This is a genomic window from Streptomyces sp. NBC_00457, from assembly GCF_036014015.1.
Classification (GTDB): domain Bacteria; phylum Actinomycetota; class Actinomycetes; order Streptomycetales; family Streptomycetaceae; genus Streptomyces.
This window is the reverse complement of record NZ_CP107905.1, coordinates 6,975,557-6,992,910: the sequence shown is the minus strand read 5'-3', so window position 1 is coordinate 6,992,910 and position 17,354 is coordinate 6,975,557. Positions and strand designations below refer to the sequence as shown.

The 17,354-nt window shown below is 70.8% G+C and carries 17 protein-coding genes; 6 read left to right on the top strand and 11 right to left on the bottom strand.

All coding sequences use genetic code 11. From position 1 onward, the window contains the following. Position 1 precedes the first annotated feature (1 nt). From OG828_RS31905 to OG828_RS31885, 5 genes are read left to right on the top strand one after another with little or no spacing between them, the layout of a single operon-like run. Positions 2–1,498, top strand: coding sequence for a CoA-acylating methylmalonate-semialdehyde dehydrogenase (locus tag OG828_RS31905; RefSeq protein WP_328503092.1), 1,497 nt, complete (start codon positions 2–4; stop codon positions 1,496–1,498). A gap of 29 nt (positions 1,499–1,527) precedes the next feature. Beyond that, positions 1,528–1,731 carry a hypothetical protein gene (locus tag OG828_RS31900; protein ID WP_328503091.1) on the top strand — a complete coding sequence of 68 codons (204 nt, stop codon included), beginning with the start codon at positions 1,528–1,530 and terminating at the stop codon, positions 1,729–1,731. Next, positions 1,716–2,759, top strand: coding sequence for a Gfo/Idh/MocA family protein (locus OG828_RS31895; RefSeq protein ID WP_328503090.1), 1,044 nt, complete (start codon positions 1,716–1,718; stop codon positions 2,757–2,759). Before OG828_RS31900 ends, OG828_RS31895 begins: the two co-directional genes overlap by 16 nt. 27 nt (positions 2,760–2,786) lie before the next feature. Next, positions 2,787–3,785, top strand: a complete 999-nt coding sequence (locus OG828_RS31890; protein WP_328503089.1) for a sugar phosphate isomerase/epimerase family protein — start codon at positions 2,787–2,789, stop codon at positions 3,783–3,785. A 26-nt stretch (positions 3,786–3,811) separates the two neighbouring features. Further along, a complete protein-coding gene (locus tag OG828_RS31885; RefSeq protein WP_328503088.1) occupies positions 3,812–4,699 on the top strand; it encodes a sugar phosphate isomerase/epimerase family protein in 888 nt (295 codons plus the stop codon). A gap of 25 nt (positions 4,700–4,724) precedes the next feature. Here OG828_RS31885 and OG828_RS31880 read toward each other — a convergent pair whose 3' ends face one another. Together OG828_RS31880 and OG828_RS31875 are read right to left on the bottom strand one after the other, a co-directional pair. Continuing rightward, the gene (locus OG828_RS31880) at positions 4,725–5,993 is read right to left on the bottom strand and encodes an MFS transporter (RefSeq protein ID WP_328503087.1); all 1,269 of its coding nucleotides are present in this window, start codon (positions 5,991–5,993) and stop codon (positions 4,725–4,727) included. A 97-nt stretch (positions 5,994–6,090) separates the two neighbouring features. Next, a complete protein-coding gene (locus tag OG828_RS31875) occupies positions 6,091–6,780 on the bottom strand; it encodes an isochorismatase family protein (protein ID WP_328364291.1) in 690 nt (229 codons plus the stop codon). Between the two features lie 163 nt (positions 6,781–6,943). On the opposite strand from OG828_RS31875, the gene OG828_RS31870 reads away from it, so the two are divergent. Next, positions 6,944–7,804 (top strand): LysR family transcriptional regulator, encoded by an 861-nt coding sequence (locus OG828_RS31870; protein WP_328503086.1) that lies wholly within the window; start codon positions 6,944–6,946, stop codon positions 7,802–7,804. Here OG828_RS31870 and OG828_RS31865 read toward each other — a convergent pair. The 9 genes from OG828_RS31865 to OG828_RS31825 form a co-directional block, all read right to left on the bottom strand. Continuing rightward, positions 7,766–8,116, bottom strand: coding sequence for a hypothetical protein (locus OG828_RS31865; RefSeq protein WP_328364287.1), 351 nt, complete (start codon positions 8,114–8,116; stop codon positions 7,766–7,768). The two genes, OG828_RS31870 and OG828_RS31865, sit on opposite strands and share 39 nt — an antisense overlap. A 77-nt stretch (positions 8,117–8,193) precedes the next feature. Further along, positions 8,194–9,708, bottom strand: coding sequence for an amidohydrolase (locus tag OG828_RS31860; protein ID WP_328503085.1), 1,515 nt, complete (start codon positions 9,706–9,708; stop codon positions 8,194–8,196). After that, entirely contained in the window at positions 9,705–10,325 is a 621-nt protein-coding gene (locus tag OG828_RS31855) for an FMN-binding negative transcriptional regulator (protein ID WP_328503084.1), read from the bottom strand. Before OG828_RS31855 ends, OG828_RS31860 begins: the two co-directional genes overlap by 4 nt. 28 nt (positions 10,326–10,353) lie before the next feature. Then, positions 10,354–11,343: an ABC transporter ATP-binding protein gene (locus tag OG828_RS31850; RefSeq protein ID WP_328503083.1), complete on the bottom strand. Its 990-nt coding sequence runs from the start codon at positions 11,341–11,343 to the stop codon at positions 10,354–10,356. Beyond that, positions 11,336–12,340, bottom strand: coding sequence for an ABC transporter ATP-binding protein (locus OG828_RS31845; protein ID WP_328503082.1), 1,005 nt, complete (start codon positions 12,338–12,340; stop codon positions 11,336–11,338). Before OG828_RS31845 ends, OG828_RS31850 begins: the two co-directional genes overlap by 8 nt. Before the next feature lie 5 nt (positions 12,341–12,345). Continuing rightward, positions 12,346–13,245 carry an ABC transporter permease gene (locus OG828_RS31840; RefSeq protein WP_328364277.1) on the bottom strand — a complete coding sequence of 300 codons (900 nt, stop codon included), beginning with the start codon at positions 13,243–13,245 and terminating at the stop codon, positions 12,346–12,348. After that, on the bottom strand, positions 13,238–14,161 hold the full coding sequence (locus tag OG828_RS31835) for an ABC transporter permease (protein WP_328440528.1): 924 nt from the start codon (positions 14,159–14,161) through the stop codon (positions 13,238–13,240). The genes OG828_RS31840 and OG828_RS31835 overlap by 8 nt, the downstream gene beginning before the upstream one ends. Beyond that, positions 14,158–15,606, bottom strand: a complete 1,449-nt coding sequence (locus OG828_RS31830; RefSeq protein ID WP_328503081.1) for a M14 family zinc carboxypeptidase — start codon at positions 15,604–15,606, stop codon at positions 14,158–14,160. The genes OG828_RS31835 and OG828_RS31830 overlap by 4 nt, the downstream gene beginning before the upstream one ends. A gap of 66 nt (positions 15,607–15,672) precedes the next feature. Beyond that, positions 15,673–17,274 (bottom strand): peptide ABC transporter substrate-binding protein, encoded by a 1,602-nt coding sequence (locus OG828_RS31825; RefSeq protein WP_328503080.1) that lies wholly within the window; start codon positions 17,272–17,274, stop codon positions 15,673–15,675. Between the last annotated feature and the right edge of the window lie 80 nt (positions 17,275–17,354).

The window sequence follows — 17,354 nt, the reverse complement described above, 5'->3', positions numbered from 1 at the left end:
CGTGAAGACCATCCCGCACTGGATCAACGGCAGCCCCGCACCGGGCTCCACCGCCGACACCCAGCCGGTGTTCAACCCGGCCACCGGCGCCGAGCAGGCCCAGGTGGTCCTGGGCGGCGCGGCCGATGTGGACGCCGCCGTCGCCGCCGCCGCGAGTGCCTTCGAGACCTGGTCGGACTCCTCCCTCAGCCGGCGCACCCAGGTGATGTTCGCCTTCCGGCAGCTGCTCGTCGAGCACGAGGAGGAGCTGGGCCGGATCATCTCCGCCGAGCACGGCAAGACCGTCGACGACGCCCGCGGTGAGATCACCCGTGGCCGCGAGGTCGTGGAGTTCGCCTGCGGTCTGGGCGACGTACTGAAGGGGTCCTTCTCCGACCAGGTCTCGCGTGGCGTGGACGTGCACGACTTCCGCCAGCCGCTGGGAGTCGTCGCGGGCATCACGCCGTTCAACTTCCCCGCCATGGTGCCGCTGTGGATGCATCCCATCGCCATCGCGACCGGCAACACGTTCCTGTTGAAGCCCAGCGAGCGTGACCCGTCCGCCGCCAACTTCGTCGCCGAGCTCTATCAGAGGGCCGGCCTGCCCGACGGGGTTTTCAACGTCGTCCACGGCGGTAAGCCGGCCGTCGACGCCATCCTCACCCACCCCGGCATCCAGGCCGTGTCCTTCGTCGGCTCCACCCCGATCGCCAAGTACGTCCACGAGCAGGCCACCGCCCACGGCAAGCGCGTCCAGGCTCTCGGCGGCGCCAAGAACCACGCCGTCGTCCTGCCCGACGCCGACCTGGAGTTCGCCGCCAACCACATCACGGCGGGCGCCTACGGTTCGGCCGGCGAACGCTGCATGGCCGTCTCCGTCGCCGTGGCCGTGGGTGACGCGGCCGACGGGCTGGTCGAGGTGCTGGCCCGCAAGGCCCGCGAGGTCGAGGTCGGCCCGGGCGACCGGCCCGGCACCGAGATGGGCCCGCTGGTCACCAAGGCCGCGCAGGAACGTGTCGAGAACGCGGTCGGAACCGCTGCCGCGCAGGGCGCGACGGTCGTCGTGGACGGCCGCGGACTGAAGGTCGACGGCCACGAGGAGGGCTTCTTCACCGGCCCGTCCCTCCTCGACCACGTCACCACCGAGATGGAGGCGTACAAGGAGGAGCTGTTCGGCCCGGTCCTGGCGATCGTCCGTGCCGAGTCCCTCGACCAGGCCATCGAGTTGATCAACGCCAACCCCTACGGCAACGGCACCGCCCTGTTCACCGCCTCCGGCGAGGCCGCCCGCCGGTTCCAGCGCCGGATCAAGGTCGGCATGATCGGCATCAATGTGCCGGTCCCGGTCCCGATGTCGTACTACTCCTTCGGCGGCTGGAAGGACTCCCTCATCGGCGACTCGCCGATCCACGGCCCCGAGGGCATCCGCTTCTACACCCGCCCCAAGGTCGTCACCTCCCGCTGGCCCCAGACCGAGCAGCAGGTCGCGGCCGGCTTCAACTTCCCCACTTCCAGCTGAAGTTCCCGTCCCCTCCCCCAAGGAACGTCATGGCAACGACGCCGCCCCCGGCCGTCTCCCGGCGGCTGCGGGTCGTCACGGTCATCGCCACCTTCGGCGGGCTCCTCTTCGGGTACGACACCGGCGTCATCAGCTCGGGCAGGAACTCAAGGCCCGCTACTCCTGAACTCCCCGTGCGCTCCCGGCGGTTGGCGTCGGGGCTGGAAAGGACTTCCCCATGTCTGTGCGCGTAGGGGTGATCGGGGCCGGCTGGATCGGTCAGGATCACATCCGCCGGCTCACCGACACCGTGGCCGGTGCCGAGGTCACCGCGGTCACCGACATCGACTCCGCGCGGGCCGCTGAGTCGGCGGCCCGAGCCGGCGCCCGGGTGTGCGCCGACGGTGCCGGGCTGATCGCGGCGGACGACGTCGACGCGGTGCTGGTCACCTCCTGGGGCCCCACCCACGCCGAGCACGTCCTGAACGCCATCGCGGCCGGTAAGCCCGTGTTCTGCGAGAAGCCCCTCGCCACCACCGTCGAGGACTGTCTGCGGATCATCGAGGCCGAGTCGGCGTACGGCCGCCGTCTCGTCCAGGTCGGTTTCATGCGCCGCTACGACGCGGGCTACCGGCAGATGAAGCAGGTCATCGACTCCGGCCGCGTCGGCGAGCCGCTGGTGGTGCACTGCGCCCACCGCAACCCGACCGTCCCGGAGTCGTACATCTCCGAGATGGCCGCGCTCGACTCGGCCGTACACGAGATCGACGTACTGCGCTGGCTGCTCGACGACGAGATCGTCTCCACCCAGGTCGTCGTGGGGCGCTCCACCAGCCGACGGTTCGCGCACCTGAAGGACCCGCAGATCATGCTCTTCGAGACCGCCAAGGGCGTTCGCATCGACCTGGAGCTGTTCGTCAACTGCCAGTACGGCTACGACATCCAGTGCGAGATCGTCGCCGAAGAGGGCCTCGTACGACTGCCGGACCCGGCCTCGGTCGCCGTACGCACGGCGGGCCGGCACAGCACGGAGATCCTCCAGGCGTGGGTCGGCCGGTTCACGGACGCCTTCGACACCGAGTTCCGCGAGTGGATCGCCTCGGTCGCGGCGGGCACCGAGCCCACCGGGCCGTCCGCCTGGGACGGCTACGCGGCGACCGTCATCTCCAACGCCACCGTCGAGGCCCTGACATCGGGCCGCATCGTCGACACCGGCATGAAGCCCCGGCCCGCTTTCTACAGCGGCGGTGCCGTCGCCGTGGATGTTCAGCCCGCCGCCTGACCCGTACGTAGAGAAGGACATCGACACATGGCTCTCAAGCTCGGCGCCTACACCGCCTGTCTGCACGACCGCACCCTCACCGAAGCCCTCGACATCCTCAAGGAGAACGGCCTGACCTCGGTCGAGGTCAACACCGGCGGCTTCATCCCCGCCCCGCACTGCCCGGTCGACCTGCTGCTGTCCTCGGCCACGGCGCGCGAGGAGTACCTGGCGACGTTCGCCGACCGCGGGATGGAACTGACGGGGCTGAACTGCAACGGCAACCCGCTCAACCCGCTCCCGGGGGTCGGCCCCAAGCACGCCGACGACCTGCGCCGCACCATCCGCCTCGCGGGTCTGCTGGGCGTGAAGCATGTCGTCACCATGTCCGGTACGCCCGGCTCGGACCCGGACGCCAAGTACCCCTCCTGGGTGGTGAATCCGTGGGACGGCGTCTACATGGACGTCCTGGACTACCAGTGGGGTGTGGCCGTCGCGTTCTGGAAGGAGATCGACGCGCTGGCGCGGGAGAACGACGTCCGGGTCGCCGTCGAGATGCACCCGCACAACGTCGTCTTCTCGCCGGTGACTTTGAAGCGGCTGGTCGACGAGGGCGGCCTGACGAACGTCGGCGCGGAGATGGACCCCTCGCACCTGATGTGGCAGGGCATGGACGTCATCGCCTCCATCAAGTGGCTGGGCCCGCTGGTGTTCCACGCCGCCGCGAAGGACGCGACGCTCTGCCCGGGCGCCGACATCCGCGGCGTACTGGACACGTCGTTCACGCGCGTGCCCGCGGACGCGCCCAGCAAGGTGCCCACGGGCTACGGCTTCTGGTGCAACGCCTGGCCGGAGAACCCGGCGTGGAAGTTCGTCGCTGTCGGTCTCGGAAACGACGTGCCGTTCTGGACCGAGTTCCTGCGCGCCCTCGCCGAGATCGACCCGGAGATGGCCGTGAACATCGAGCACGAGGACGCCGCGTACTCGCAGACCGAGGGGCTCGCGCTGGCCGCGAAGAACCTGAACGGTGCTGCGGCCGCTCTCTGACCCGCCCCTCTCGCCAAAGGACAGCGATGAAGCTCGCCCTTGATCCACAGATGTTCTACTCGACTCACTCGGTGCTGGAGCTGCCTGACCTGGTGGCGCGTGCCGGTTACTCCTGGATGGAGCTCTCGCCCAAGGACGACTTCATCCCCTTCTTCCGCCACCCGCGCGCCGACGACGCCACCGTGGCCAAGCTGCGCAGGCGCGCCGCCGATGCCGGGATCGGCATCGCCTCGGTGCTGCCGGTGCTGCGCTGGTCCGGCCCTGGGGAGGAGGAGCGCCAGGCGGCGGTGCGCGCGTGGAAGCGGGCCATCCAGATCACCGTCGACCTGGGCGTCACCACCATGAATTCCGAGTTCAACGGCCGCCCCGAAGGCGCCGAGTTCGCCGAGAGCCAGTTCCTGCGCTCCCTGGAAGAGCTGATGCCGGTGTTCGAGCGCGAAGGCGTCAAGCTGGTGCTCGAACCGCATCCGGACGACTTCATCGAGGACGGCCACGCCGCGGTGAACATGGTGCGCGGCCTCAACCGGGACTGGATCTCGTTCCTCTACTGCACCCCGCACACCTTCCACCAAGGCGACGACGCCACCGGCATCATCACCGCCGCGGCCGAGAAGGTCACCTACGTGCACCTCGCCGACACCCTGGACCACACCGCCTCGGGCGGGCTGCGCTACATCGTCAACCCGCCCGGCTCGACCGTGCGTGTGCACCAGCACGCCGAGATGGGCCGGGGAGAGGTCGACTTCGACGAGGTCTTCGCGGCGCTCGCCTCGGTCGGCTTCGACGGGGTGGTCTCCTCCTGCGTGTTCGGCTGGGAGGAGCACGCCGAGGACATCAGCGTCCGCCAACGTGAGAAGGCCACCGCCCTGATCGACAAGCACTTCGGCGCGAGCACGCTCGGCTGCGGGCGCTGAAGCCCTCTCACGACACCGCCGGCCTTCACCCGCGAGGGCGAGGGCCGGTGCGGCGGGCGAGTACAGCGGCCGTGGTGAGCAGGGCGAGCAGGGCGCCGGTGAACCACGTCATCGCGGTGGTCACGGTGGTGTAGCGGGTGGCGATGCCGAGGCCGATCGCGGGCAGGGCGAGGCCGAGGTAGGAGATGAGGAAGAGCCCGGCGAGGGCTTCGCCGCGTTTGGCCGGGGTGGCCATGGCGACGACGGTGCCGACCGCGGACTTGAACAGCACTCCGGCGCCGCTGCCGGCCACGATGCCGGCCACCAGGAACACGGGGAGGCTGGCGGTCTGCATGCCGACGGCGAGAGCGGCCATCCCGGCGGCCTGGGCGAACAGGCCGAGGTTGCTGCGTACCTTGGCGTCGAGCCGGCTGGTGAGCGTCTGCGCCGCCGCCGCGGCACCGAACACGGCGAACACGGTCAGCCCGGCCAGTGCGCGGGACGGGTGGTGCAGGGTGTCGCCGACGAACTGGGGGGCCAGCGAGGTGAACAGGCCGAAGACCGCGAAGGACGCGAAGCCCGCGGCTGCGGCGGCCAGGTATCCGGCCGGGTCGCCGTGGTCGGCGCTGACGCGCTGCGGGCGGTACGCCGGCCTGACCGGCCGCTTCTCGACCGTCTCGGGGGTGAGCGCGACCGCGACGATGCTGATCAGCAGCAGGGCGCCGAAGACCAGGTAGGGCAGGCGCAGGGGCGCGTCGAGGTACTGGGCGAGGAGGCCGGCGACGAGCGGGCCGAAGCCGAGGCCGCCGATGTTGGCCGCGGTGGAGACGATCTCGAACCGTTGCGACGAGGCGCTGGGCCGGTGCGCGCTGTGCAGTTCGTGCAGGTGCGCGGTGGCGGCCGCGGTGAGCATGCCGACACCGAGACCGGTGATCAGCCTGGCGACGAGGAGGACCGGCACAGACTGATCGGTGAGGAACAGCGCGGCGGCGACCAGTTCGAGCGTCAGCGCCGTGATCAGGACTTTTCGTCGGCCGAGCCAGTCCGAGACGTGTCCGGTCAGCAGCAGACTGATCAGTACGCCGACGGCGTAGACGGCGAAGACGATCGTGACCGTGAACGTGGAGAAGCCGTCTCGTGCCTGGTACAGGGGGTACAGCGGTGTCGGGACGGTGGAGAACGCCATGGCCGTGACGAACGCCGAGGCGATCAGCCAGAATCCGGCACCGTGCCTGCGGGCCGAGTGCCCCGAGTGCCGCTTGACTGCGCCCTCGGCAGGTGCCCGGAGAGCGTGCCGGAGTGCGGACAACGACATGTGAGTGCTCCGTTTTCGTATGTCGTAGATCTGTGTACGTTGCCGGTCGCTGCCCGGACCGGTGGGCTCACCGGCCCGGGCAGCGACCGACGGGGGCTCAGGCCAGCCGGCCGTGGGCCTGGGCCCACTTGACCTCGGCCCCGGCGGCCTCACCACCGGTGGCCTCCGCCTGGGCGCGGCCCACCGACTCCATGACGGCCGCGTAGCCCGGGCTGACACTCGCGTAGACGCCGCCCCAGTTGGCCGCGTCGTCGCGGGCCCAGGTCTTCTGGAGCTCGGCCGCAACGCCGAGGACGTCGACGACCTTGACGCCGGCCCGGCTCAGGCGCTCGATCGAGATCCGCTGCGCCTCGTCGGAGTAGGTGCCCGAGGCGTCGATGACGGCGTACACGTCGTATCCCTCGGCGAGGGCCGACAGCGCGGGCTCCACGACGCAGATGCTGGTCATGATGCCGGCGACGAGGAGCGTACGGCGGCCGGTCTGCTCGACGGCGCTGCGGAAGCCTTCCACGTCCCACGCGTTGATCTCGCCGTGACGCTGGACGTACGTCGCCTTGGGCGCGTTCTCGAACACCTCCGGGATCAGCGGGCCGTTGGGTCCCTCGGGGACCGACGCGGTGGCGATCACCGGGGCACCGGCCAGCGTGGCGGCCTTGGCCAGGGCGGCCACGTTGTTGCGCAGCTCGCGGACGTTGACGTGGTCGACGATCTGCAGCAGACCGCTCTGGTGGTCCACCAGCAGTACGGCGGCGTCCGCGGGATCGATGAGGCCGTTGTTGCTCGACACGATGTCTCCTTGGGGGTCTGGTTCGTTCGCCGGCGGCTCCCTTGCTGCCGACACCCTCTTCAACCCGGTGCCGCAGTGGCCGCTTCCCATGTCGAGGAGATGGCTCGAGATAACGGTAATCTCAATCAGAGATAGATTTTGATGCCGGCCGTACGGAGACGGAATGGACCTTCGGCAGATGGAAGTCGTCGTCGCGGTCGCCGAGGAGGGCGGCTTCAGCGCGGCGGCACGACGCCTGCACGTGGTGCAGTCCGCGGTGTCCACCACGGTGCGCACGCTGGAGCGCGAGCTGGGAGCCACGCTGTTCCACCGGACCACCCACCGGGTGTCCCTCACCCCGGCGGGCCAGGCCTTCCTCCCGGCCGCCCGCGCCGCGCTGCAGGCCGCCGAACAGGCCCGCGCCGCCGTCGACTTGGTCAAAGGCGAGCTGCGGGGAGAGATCACGATAGGTGTCATGCAGGGTCTCCACACGGGCCTCGCCCAGGCGCTGGCCGCCTTCCGCCACCAGCATCCGCAGGTGACCGTCAGGCTTCATCAGGCGCCGGCGGACGACCTCCTGCAAGCACTGCGCGACGGCACCACGGATGTGGCCGTCGTGGCGCCGGCCCGTCTCCGGCAGCGGGGCCTGGCCGCACGCGTGCTGAAGGAGGAGGAGATGGTCCTGGTCACGGCGGCGAGCCGCGCCGTGGAACCCGGGCGACCGGTCACCCTCGCCGAGGTGGCCGGCCTGCCCCTGGTGGACTTCCCGGTCGGCTGGGCGATCCGGCACTCGGTCGACCGGGCCTTCCGTACGGCCCTCGTCGACCGCGCCGCCACCTTCGAGGTCAACGACATCCTGGGCGCCACCGACCTCGTCCGCCACGACCTGGGCGTGTGCATCATGCCGGAATCTCTGGCCGCCCGCTTTCCCGACCTGACCGTACGCCGGTTCGCCCAGAACGCACCGACCTGGAAGGTGATGGTGGTGCATCCCCGCGGCCAGCTTTCACCGGCCGTCACCGCGCTGCTGCGCCACATCAAGTAGTGCGCCACATCGAGCAGGTGGCGGCTCGCCCCACAGGGCCTGTCCGCGGAGCCTCCGGAACCGGTCCTCAGCCCGCGGCGGCGGTGAGCGCTCCGAGGGCGCTGGCCTGGGTACGCCAGTCGGTCTGGTTGGGGCTCGTGCCTGCACGCCGATGTCGCAGGACTCGGTGAGCACTCCGTTGCGGGTCAGTGCCGGGTTGCTGATGGCGGCGTCGGCCAGGGTCCGCGCGGTGGCCAGCAGCGAAGCGTCACCGGTCGCCTTCCACAGTTCGGTGAAGCCGCCGATGGCCAGTCCCTGGTTGTAACTCCACACCGTGCTGCCGTTGTTGGCGCAGGACGAGGTCAGCCACAGATACGATCCGCTGCCGGGTGTTCGGAAGGGGTGCTATCTCACCTCCTAGCGGTGTCAGGGCCGTGGGTCCAGGTACCGGCGAGCATGGTCGCGTGCACCGGCATTTCGCGCAGGGTACGAGCGTCCGCGGTGAGCGGGTCGGTGTCGGTGACCACCAGGTCCGCGCGGTCGCCGACCCGGATCAGCCGCCGCTGCCGGGACGAGCCGGCGAGGGCGTCCGCGACCGGTATCCGCTGCTCGGGGTGCCATGGCGGGCGCTCGTCGCCGGTCCGGGTCACGGCGGACGCCATGGTCAGCCAGGGGTCGAGGGGCGCGACGGGAGCGTCGGAGCCCAGTTCCAGGACGGCTCCGGCGGCGAGCAGGTCGGCGAAGGCGTAGGCCCGGTGGGTCCGGCCCGCCCAGTGCCGGTCGGCGACATCGCGGTCGTCCACCGCGTGGGTGGGCTGGACGCTCACGGTGACGCCCAGTTCGGCGAAGCGCGGGATGTCCTCGGGGGCGAGCAGCTGGCCGTGCTCGATCCGGCCGTGGCAGCGCACCGCCTCGAAGGCGTCGAGGGCCATCTCGTTGGCGCGGTCACCGATCGCGTGGACGGCGGGTTCGATCCCGTGGGAGGAGGCGCGGCGCAGCAGGGACACCAGCTCCTGCGGGGGAACCATCTCCAGTCCGTGGGAGCCGGGCTCACCGGGGATCGCGGCCGGGTACGCCTCGTGGCACAGCGCGGTGCGGGTGTTGAGCGAGCCGTCGACGAGCAGCTTGAACGGCCCGACCTCCAGGAGCCCGCCGGGTGTGTCCAGGGTCTGGCCGGTGCGGAGCCCCCGTCCGATCGCGGCCTCCAGGTGCGGGGACCAGATGGAGGCGGCCACCCGGAGCGGCACCGGGGCGTCGTTCATACGCCGGGTCCAGTCCGCGATGTTGTCGGCGAACTCGAAGTCGACGATGCCGGTGACGCCCCGCGCGGCGGCTTCGGCACAGGCGTCCCGCACCCACACGTCCGTCAACTCCACCGAGGCCGTGGGGAGTTGTCGCATGGCCCGCATGCACTCGTCCTCGCGCAGCAGTCCGGTGGGGTGATCGCCGCGCTCCACCAGGGCCAGTCCGGCCGAGTTGAGCCAGGCGCAGTGCAGATCCATGCTGATCAGCAGGGCGGGGCGGTCCGGGACAAGGGCGTCCAACAGGTCCTTGTGGGGCGCGTCCGGCCACAGCCCGTCGCGGAAGCCGTGGCCGATCACCGGCTCCCCGGCCGGCAGGGCGGCGGCCCGCCCGCCGACCGCGTCCGCGGCCTCCCGCGCCGAACGGGCCCCGGACACGTCGAGCCGGCGCCGCAGGCCCGCCCACTGGACCATGTGGACATGCGCGTCCCACAGCCCCGGCAGCAGGGTGCGGCCGTCGAGGTCGACGCTCTCCCCGTCGGAGCGCGGCGATTCACCCGCCGGCCAGACGGCCGTGACGCGACCGGACTCGATACGGACATCGCTCAGCGGTCCGCCCGCCCCGAGGTGGACCCGGCGCAGGGTGAGCGGCCGGGTACCGGGCACTGCTCGCGTCGTGGTCACGGCGTCCTCCGGATGTCGCGCATGGCGCGGGCGAGTTCGGGACGGGCATACGGCTCTTCGGATTCGAGCGCCTTGGCGAGGCGGAGGACGACTTCCTCGCGTTCGTCCTGGCTGAGCTTCGCCTTGGCCGTCACCCGCGTGGCCGGCAACCGGAATCCGGTGACGCCGCCGGCGATCCGGCGGGCATAGTCCTCCACCCGGGCCAGCCGCCACGGTTCGGGAAGGCGGTCCTCGAAGTGGTCGACGGTGGCGGACAGTACGTCGTAGGTGTCCGCCGGGTCGAGCACTTCAGGGCGGCCGCGGACATGCAGGACCGTGAAGTTCCAGGTCGGGACGTGGGGTGTCTCCTCGTACCACGTCGGCGAGATGTAGCCGTGCGGCCCCTGGAGCACGACGACCACCTCGTGGGAGCCGAGTTCGTGCTTCTCGGCGTCGGTCCTGGCGAGGTGGCCCAGCAGCGTGGTGCCCTGTCGTGAGTCGTCGATCAGTACCGGCAGGTGGGAGATGACCGGTCCGAGGTCGGGAGAGTGGCTGATCAGGGTCGCCCACGGGTGGGCTCTGGTGAGATCACGGATCCACTCGGGGTCGTCGACCCGGAAGATCTCCTGCTCCAGCATCTGCGCTGTTCCGTCCTGTCAGTGCTCGTCAGTTCTCGGGGAAGTGGCAGGAGACCTGCCGCGTTCCGACGGTCATCGGTGCGGCCGGCTCCGGCCGTTGCCCCGCGCAGATCTCCTGGCTCTTCCAGCAGCGCGTGTGGAAGGCGCATCCGGTGGGCGGGCGGGTCGGGCTGGGAGGGTCGCCCTGGAGGACGATGCGGCCGGTGGTGTTCCGACGGCGCGGGTCCGGGTCCGGTACGGCCGAGAGCAGCGCCCGGGTGTAGGGGTGCGCGGGGCGGGAGTAGACGGTGTCGCGGTCGCCGTGCTCGACGATCCGCCCCAGATACATGACGGCGACCTCGTCGGCGACGTGCCGGACCACCGCCAGGTCATGCGCGATGAAGACGTACGACAGCCCGAACTCCCGCTGCAGCTCCTTGAGGAGGTTGATGACCTGTGCCTGCACGGACACGTCGAGCGCCGACACCGGCTCGTCGCAGACCAGGATCTTCGGGCGCAGCGCGAGGGCCCGGGCGATGCCGAGGCGCTGGCGCTGCCCGCCGGAGAACTGGTGCGGGTGGCGGTGCGCGTGCCCCGGGTCGAGCCCGACCATCTCCAGCAGCTCGCGGGCCCGGGTCGCGCGGTCCTGCTTCGGCATCAGGTCGCGGTGGATGTCCAGCGGTTCACGGACGATCTCCAGCGCCGTCATCCGGGGATCGAGCGAGGTGTACGGGTCCTGCATGACCAGTTGGATGTCACGTCTGCGGCGGCGCAGTTCGGCCGACGACAGCCCGAGCAGGTCGCGGCCCTCGACCCGTACCGTGCCGGAGGTCGGGCGGTCCAGGGCCATCAGGAGACGGGCGAGGGTCGACTTGCCGCACCCGGACTCCCCCACGAGACCGAGGGTCGAGCCCTGTTTCAGGATCAGGTCGACGCCGTCGACGGCCTTGACCGGCGCCCGGCGCCGACCAGCGAAGGCGCCGACCTTGTAATGCTTGACCAGGCTGCGGGCTTCCAGCAGCGGGGGGTCGTCAGGCACCGGAGACCTCCAGCGGATGCGGATAGTGGCAGGCGACGAGCCGTGCCGGTGGGGCCGGGAGCAGGGCGGGTGCTTCCGTCGCGCAGCGGCTTTGGGCGTCGGAGCAGCGGACGTGGAACGGGCAGCCGGAGGGCAGCAGTCCGGGGCCGGGCGGGCTGCCCGGGACGGGGGTGAGGTCGGTGACGTCCCCGTCGAGGCGGGGTACGGCGGCGAGCAGCCCTCGGGTGTAGGGGTGGGCGGGACGGTCGTAGAGCTCCTCGACCGGTGCCTGCTCCAGGATGCGCCCGGCGTACATGATGGCGACCCGGTCGGCGGTGCCCGCGGCGAGTCCCAGGTCGTGGGTGATCAGCAGCAGCGCGGAGCCGGTCTCCTCGCGGAGTTCGGCGAGCAGTTCCATGATCTGCGCCTGCACGGTGACGTCCAGGGCGGTCGTGGGTTCGTCGGCGATGAGGACGTCGGGGCTGAGTGCCACCGCCATCGCGATCATGATCCGCTGACGCATGCCGCCGGAGAACTGGTGCGGATGGTCGCGGCAGCGGCGGGCCGGGTCGGGGATGCGGACCCGGGCCATCAGCTCGACGGCCCGGGCGTGGGCCTGGCGGCGGCTGACCTGCTCGTGGGCCCGTATGGTCTCGGCGATCTGGTAGCCCACGGTGAGGGTGGGATTGAGGGCGGACAGGGCGTCCTGGAAGATCATCGCGATCTTTTTGCCGCGCCGCGCACGGAGCTGGTCGGCGGGCAGTGTCAGCAGGTCGGTGCCCAGGTGGCGGGCGCTGCCGCCGACGCGGGCGGTGGTGGCCGGGAGCAGCCCCATGACAGCCATCGCGGAGATGCTCTTGCCGGAGCCGGACTCGCCGATGAGCGCGAGCGTCTCCTCCTTGTGGAGGGTGAACGAGACGCCGTGGACGACTCGTTGGGCGACGCCGGCGCGGGACAGCACGTCGACGGTGAGGTCCTGGACGTCCAGCAGGGGCGCGTCCCCGGGCGTGTGGACCATGACGGTCACCGACCTCTCGGGTCCAGGGCGTCACGCACGGTGTCGCCGAAGGTGATGAGCAGGAAGACGGTGAGGCACAGGAACAGCCCGGGAAAGATCAGCAGGTGCGGGTGGGTCTGGAAGGAGTTCTGGGCCCCGGCGAGCTGAAGTCCCCAGGAGATGGAGGGCGGTTGCAGCCCGACGCCGAGGAAGGTCAGCGCGGACTCGGCGACGATCACGCCGCCGACGGTGATGGTGGCGAGGACGAGGACCGGCGTGAGGGCGTTGGGCAGGACATGCCTGATGACGATGTGCCACTGGCTCGCGCCGAGGCTGCGGGCCATCACCACGTAGTCGGCCTCGCGCACGGAGCGGACCGACGCCCGGACCACCCGGGTCATGGCCGGCCAGCCGAACAGCGCCAGGACCCCGGCGACCGTCGGTACGTCGCGGGTGGTGACGCTGTTGAGGACGACGATCGCGCCGAGCAGGAACGGGAAGCCGAGGAAGACATCGGTGACCCGGGCGATCACGCTGTCCACGATCCGCCCCGCCATCCCGGCCAGGCACCCGAGGACCAGCGCGACGGCGAGACCGCCCCCGGTGGCGAGCAGACCGACACCGAGCGAGGCACCGGCCCCGTGGATGACGTTGGCGTACAGGTCGCAGCCCTGGACGTCGTATCCGAAGGGGTGGCCGGCGCTCGGCCCCTCGGCGCTGTGGCCGAGCTCGCAGACGGTCGGGTCCCCATGCCCGAACCAGCCCGCGAAGAGCCCCGGCGCCACGGCAAGGAGCAGCAGCAGGAGGACGCCGCCGCCGGTGAGGAGGAAGACCGGCCTGCGGCGGAGCGTGCGCCAGCCCGCGTCGGAGGGGGCGTCGAAGGCCGGGCCTGTGGCGGAGACCGGTGCGGTCGCGGTGTCAGTCATGGCGGATCCTCGGGTCGAGGAGGCTGTTGAGGAGGTCGACCAGGACGCTCGCGGCCAGGAAGATCAGGATGAGGGCGGTGGACACTCCCACCACCGTCGGCCCGGCGTGGGCGCGGATGGACTGGAAGAGCAGCTGGCCGATGCCGGGGAGGTTGAAGACGCCCTCGATGATCACGGTGCCGCCGAGCAGGTAGCCGAGGTCGATGGCGAGGTAGGTGACGGCGGGGATGAGGGAGTTGCGCAGGACGTGGATGCCGACCACCCGGCGCCGGCTGAGTCCCTTGGCGACGGCAGTGCGGGCGTAGTCGGCCCGCAGGTTCTCGATGACTTCGGCTCTGACCAGCCGGGACACCGACGCGAGACCGAAGGCCGCGACGCACAGGGCCGGCAGCAGATAACTGGTCGGCCAGCCGTCGGTGTTCCCGGCGACCGGGAACCATCCCAGCTTCACCCCGAGGACGACCTGCGCGGTGTACGCGAGGACGAACACCGGCACCGAGGTGGCCCCGATGGTGAAGGCGAGAACCGTGCGGTCCGTCCAGGTGCCCCGGCGCAGCCCGGCGAGCACGCCGAGCCCGATGCCGACGACCGCCTCGATCCCCCAGGCGGTGAGGGCCAGTTGCAGGGTGACCGGCCAGCGGTCGGCCATCTGCTCGGCGACGGAACGCCCGCTGAAGTCGGTGCCGAGGTCGCCGTGCAGCAGTCCGGCCAGGTAGTGGCCGTACTGGGACAGCAACGGCTCGTCGAGGTGGTGCTGTTCGCGCAGCGCCCGCTCCACGCTCGGGGCGAGTGGCCGGTCGCCCGCGAGTGCGGCGATGGGGTCGCCGGGCAGGACGTACGTCATCGCGTAGATGACCAGGCTGATGCCGAAGAAGACGACCAGCGCCTCCAGAAGCCGGCGTATCAGGTACTTCATCCGGGGTCCCCCGTGCTGTCACGGGCGGCGCGGGCGTGGTCGGCGGCGGCCAGCAGCGCCCCGTACTGGATCCCGGCCAGCGTCGAGATCGGGATCGGGTCGCCCGTGGCCGGTTCGGCCTCGCGCTCCCAGGTCTCGTACGTCTCCAGCAACTCCCGTTGGCAGCGTCGCACTTCGGGGGTTGCGGTGCCCGCGACCACCTCCGCGTTCAGGGCGCGCAGCAGCATGCCCCCGAAGCGGACCCGGAGGCTGTGTGCACCGGCCTCGCAGTCGAAGCGTTCGGACACCGTCGCGGCCCGGTCCGGCAGTCCGTCGGCACGGGCCGATTCCATCGTGGCGAGTTCGGCCAGCGAGGGGACGAAGTCGCGGACCGCCCGCAGGAAGGGGGACGGGATCGTCAGGTGCGGGTGCGCCGCGTCGAGGATGCCGCACAGGAACGTCCCGGCCTCGCCGAGCGCCCGCGCCCGGCCCCTGACCACATCGGCGTACCGCTCCTCGGTGGGTGTGTCGTCGCCGGCGTCCGGATGGCTCCAGTGCGGGACCTCGGTGACGAAGTAGAAGGTGCCGTAGCGCTCGGCGTACGCGGCGCTCGACGAGCCCGCGATCTTGGCGGCGGCGTCGACGCCGAGCCCTTCGAGGTAGTCGTACGCGTCCTTCATGTCGATGCAGCCGTAGACCGCCGGGGCGTAGACCGGGGCGTGCGCGGCCTCGGGCTCGCCGGTCGCCAGCGGCATGCCGAGGGAGGCCGGGATCTCGGCCAGGACCGCGTACAGCTCGGGAGCCGGGCGGTTCATGTAGTAGTAGACGCCGCCCGCCTCGCAGTTGTGCAGGGTGGTCAGAAAGCGCGGCCGGGTGGCGTCCAACAGGCGCATCAGCGCGAGGGTTTCGGGCAGTACGCGGTCGAACCACGCCTTCTTGTAGGCGAACGGGAAGGTCCACTCGACCTGTTCGTCGCCGGCGGGCCGGTAGAAGTGGCGTCCATAGTTCCGCTTGTCGGCCGGGGTGGCGAACCAGCCCTCGTTGAGCCGGGCCCCGTCCGGGTCGATGCAGGGCACGATGTGCCAGGCGCCGCCGAAGTGCGCACGCAGGTCCGGGTCTTGGCACAGCGCGGTGGCCAGGTGCAGGGCGGCCACCGCGCCGACGGGCTCGTTGGGGTGCACCCCGCCGACGACGACGTATCCACCGCCCTCGTCGCTGCCATCGGTCGCGAGGCTCGCGGGGCCGTCGCCCACCGTGAAGCAGTACAGGGGTTCGCCGAGGGTGGAGGTGCCGATCCGGCTCTCGGCCACCAGACCGGGATGAGCGTCGGCCAACCCCCTGAAGGAGACGAGGAGTTCGTCGACGGCCGGGTAGGCATGGGTCTCGGGGACGGTCGCCGCGTGCCGTACCCAGTCTCCGGGGGACGGTACGGCGGGGGCGGACTGCTCGGATGTCGTGGCTGTCATGCGGGTGCGGGTCTCCGGAGTGTGGGGGCGAGAGGGTGCGGACGTGCGGGTGCGCGTACGCGACGGTCAGCCGACGACGGAGATCGAACTGAGGTCGACGTCGGCCGGGCCCACGGTCACCCCGGTGACCTGGTCGGTGCTGGCGTAGATGTAGCTGCCGTAGAAGAGCGGGATCACCGGGAAGTCCTGGAGGATCCGCTTCTGGGCGTCGTTGTAGAGCCGCTGCGCCGCGGCGGCGTCGGTCGCGCTGTCGGCCTGCTGGAGCAGCTTGTCGACCTCGGCGTCGCTGTAGTGGCTGCACACCTGGCAGCCGCCGGCCTCGGTGAAGATGCCGCGCAGGGTGGCCTGCATGCTGGGGTAGAGGGCGCCCCAGTGCGCGTGGTTGAGCCCGGTGATCTTGTCGGCGAACGCCTTCTCGCTGAACTCCGCCCAGTCCGCGGTGGGCTCGGCCCTGACGTCGGCGATGCCCAGATTCTGCCTGATCTGGTTGGCGACCGCCTTGTAGAGCTCGTCGAGGCCGAGCCCTCCCGGGTAGGTGATCGTCAGCTCGCCGGACCAGCCGCCCGCCTCGGCGAGCAGCTTCTTCGCGGCGGCCGGGTCGTACGCGCAGGCGTCGCAGACGTCGGTCTCGGCGCCGACCTCCGAGGGCGGAGTGAGGGAGGTGGCCGGGGTGTAGAGGCCGCCGTAGATGGCCTTGTTGACCGCGTTCCTGTCGATGGCCATGGACAGCGCCTTGCGCAGCCGGACGTCCTCGAACCGCTTTCCGGACAGGGGCAGGCCCATGAACTCCAGCGACGGGGCCTCGTAGGTGTGCAGCCGGTCCCCGAAGTCGGCCTTGGCCTGGCCGTACTTGCTGACCGGGACACCGATGACATCGGTGTTGCCCGCCAGCGCGTCGGTGTAGGCGGTGTTGAGGTCGGTGTAGCTCTTGAAGGTGATGGCGGAGGACTTCGGCTTGGTGCCCTTGTATGCCGCGTAGGTGCTGACGGTGGTGCCCTGGTCGGCCGTCCAGGCGGTGGACATCTTGAAGGGGCCGTTGCCGATCGGCTTCTTGTCGTAGGCCTCGGGGTCCGTGAACGCCGCCTTCGGCATCGGGTAGAAGCCGGTCTGACTGGGGGTGAGCTGCAGCGGGAACTGGCTGTCCGGCCTGGAGAGGGTGACCTTCAGCGTCGTGGTGTCGACGACCTTCACACCGGAGAGAGTCTTGGTCTTCGGTGTGCCCTTGGCCGGATTGAGCGCCGCGTACCCCTCGATCCCGGCGAGCTGGCCATTGGCCGCCCAGGCGTTCGGGCCGTAGGCGGTCGCGTTCCAGGCGTCGGCGTAGCTCTGGGCGGTCACCGCCTCCCCGTTGTGGAACGTCCAGCCCGAACGGAGCTTGATGGTCCAGTGCCGGGCGTCGGTGGAGGTCACCGACTCCGCCTGGACGTAACTGACCTCGCCCTTCTGGTCGACCTTCACCAGGGGGGCGAACAGGACGCGCAGTTGGTCCCAGCCGACGGTGCTGCGGCCCGGAGTGAGATGGTCGGGCTCCCCGACGGCGACCGAGAATCCGGCCTTCGCCGCATCGCCTCCGCTCTGGGTGGAGCCGGAGCAACCGGCGAGGGCGAGGCTGAGGACAAGGGCCAGAGATAGGCTCGCCGGGGCTGTGGACAGGGGTGATCTGGGCACGACGACTCCAGGGGAGAGCAGGGCGCGCGCCACCGTCCGGCCCGGGGAAGGGGGCTGGGCGGCCAGGTGCTCACCGGGGG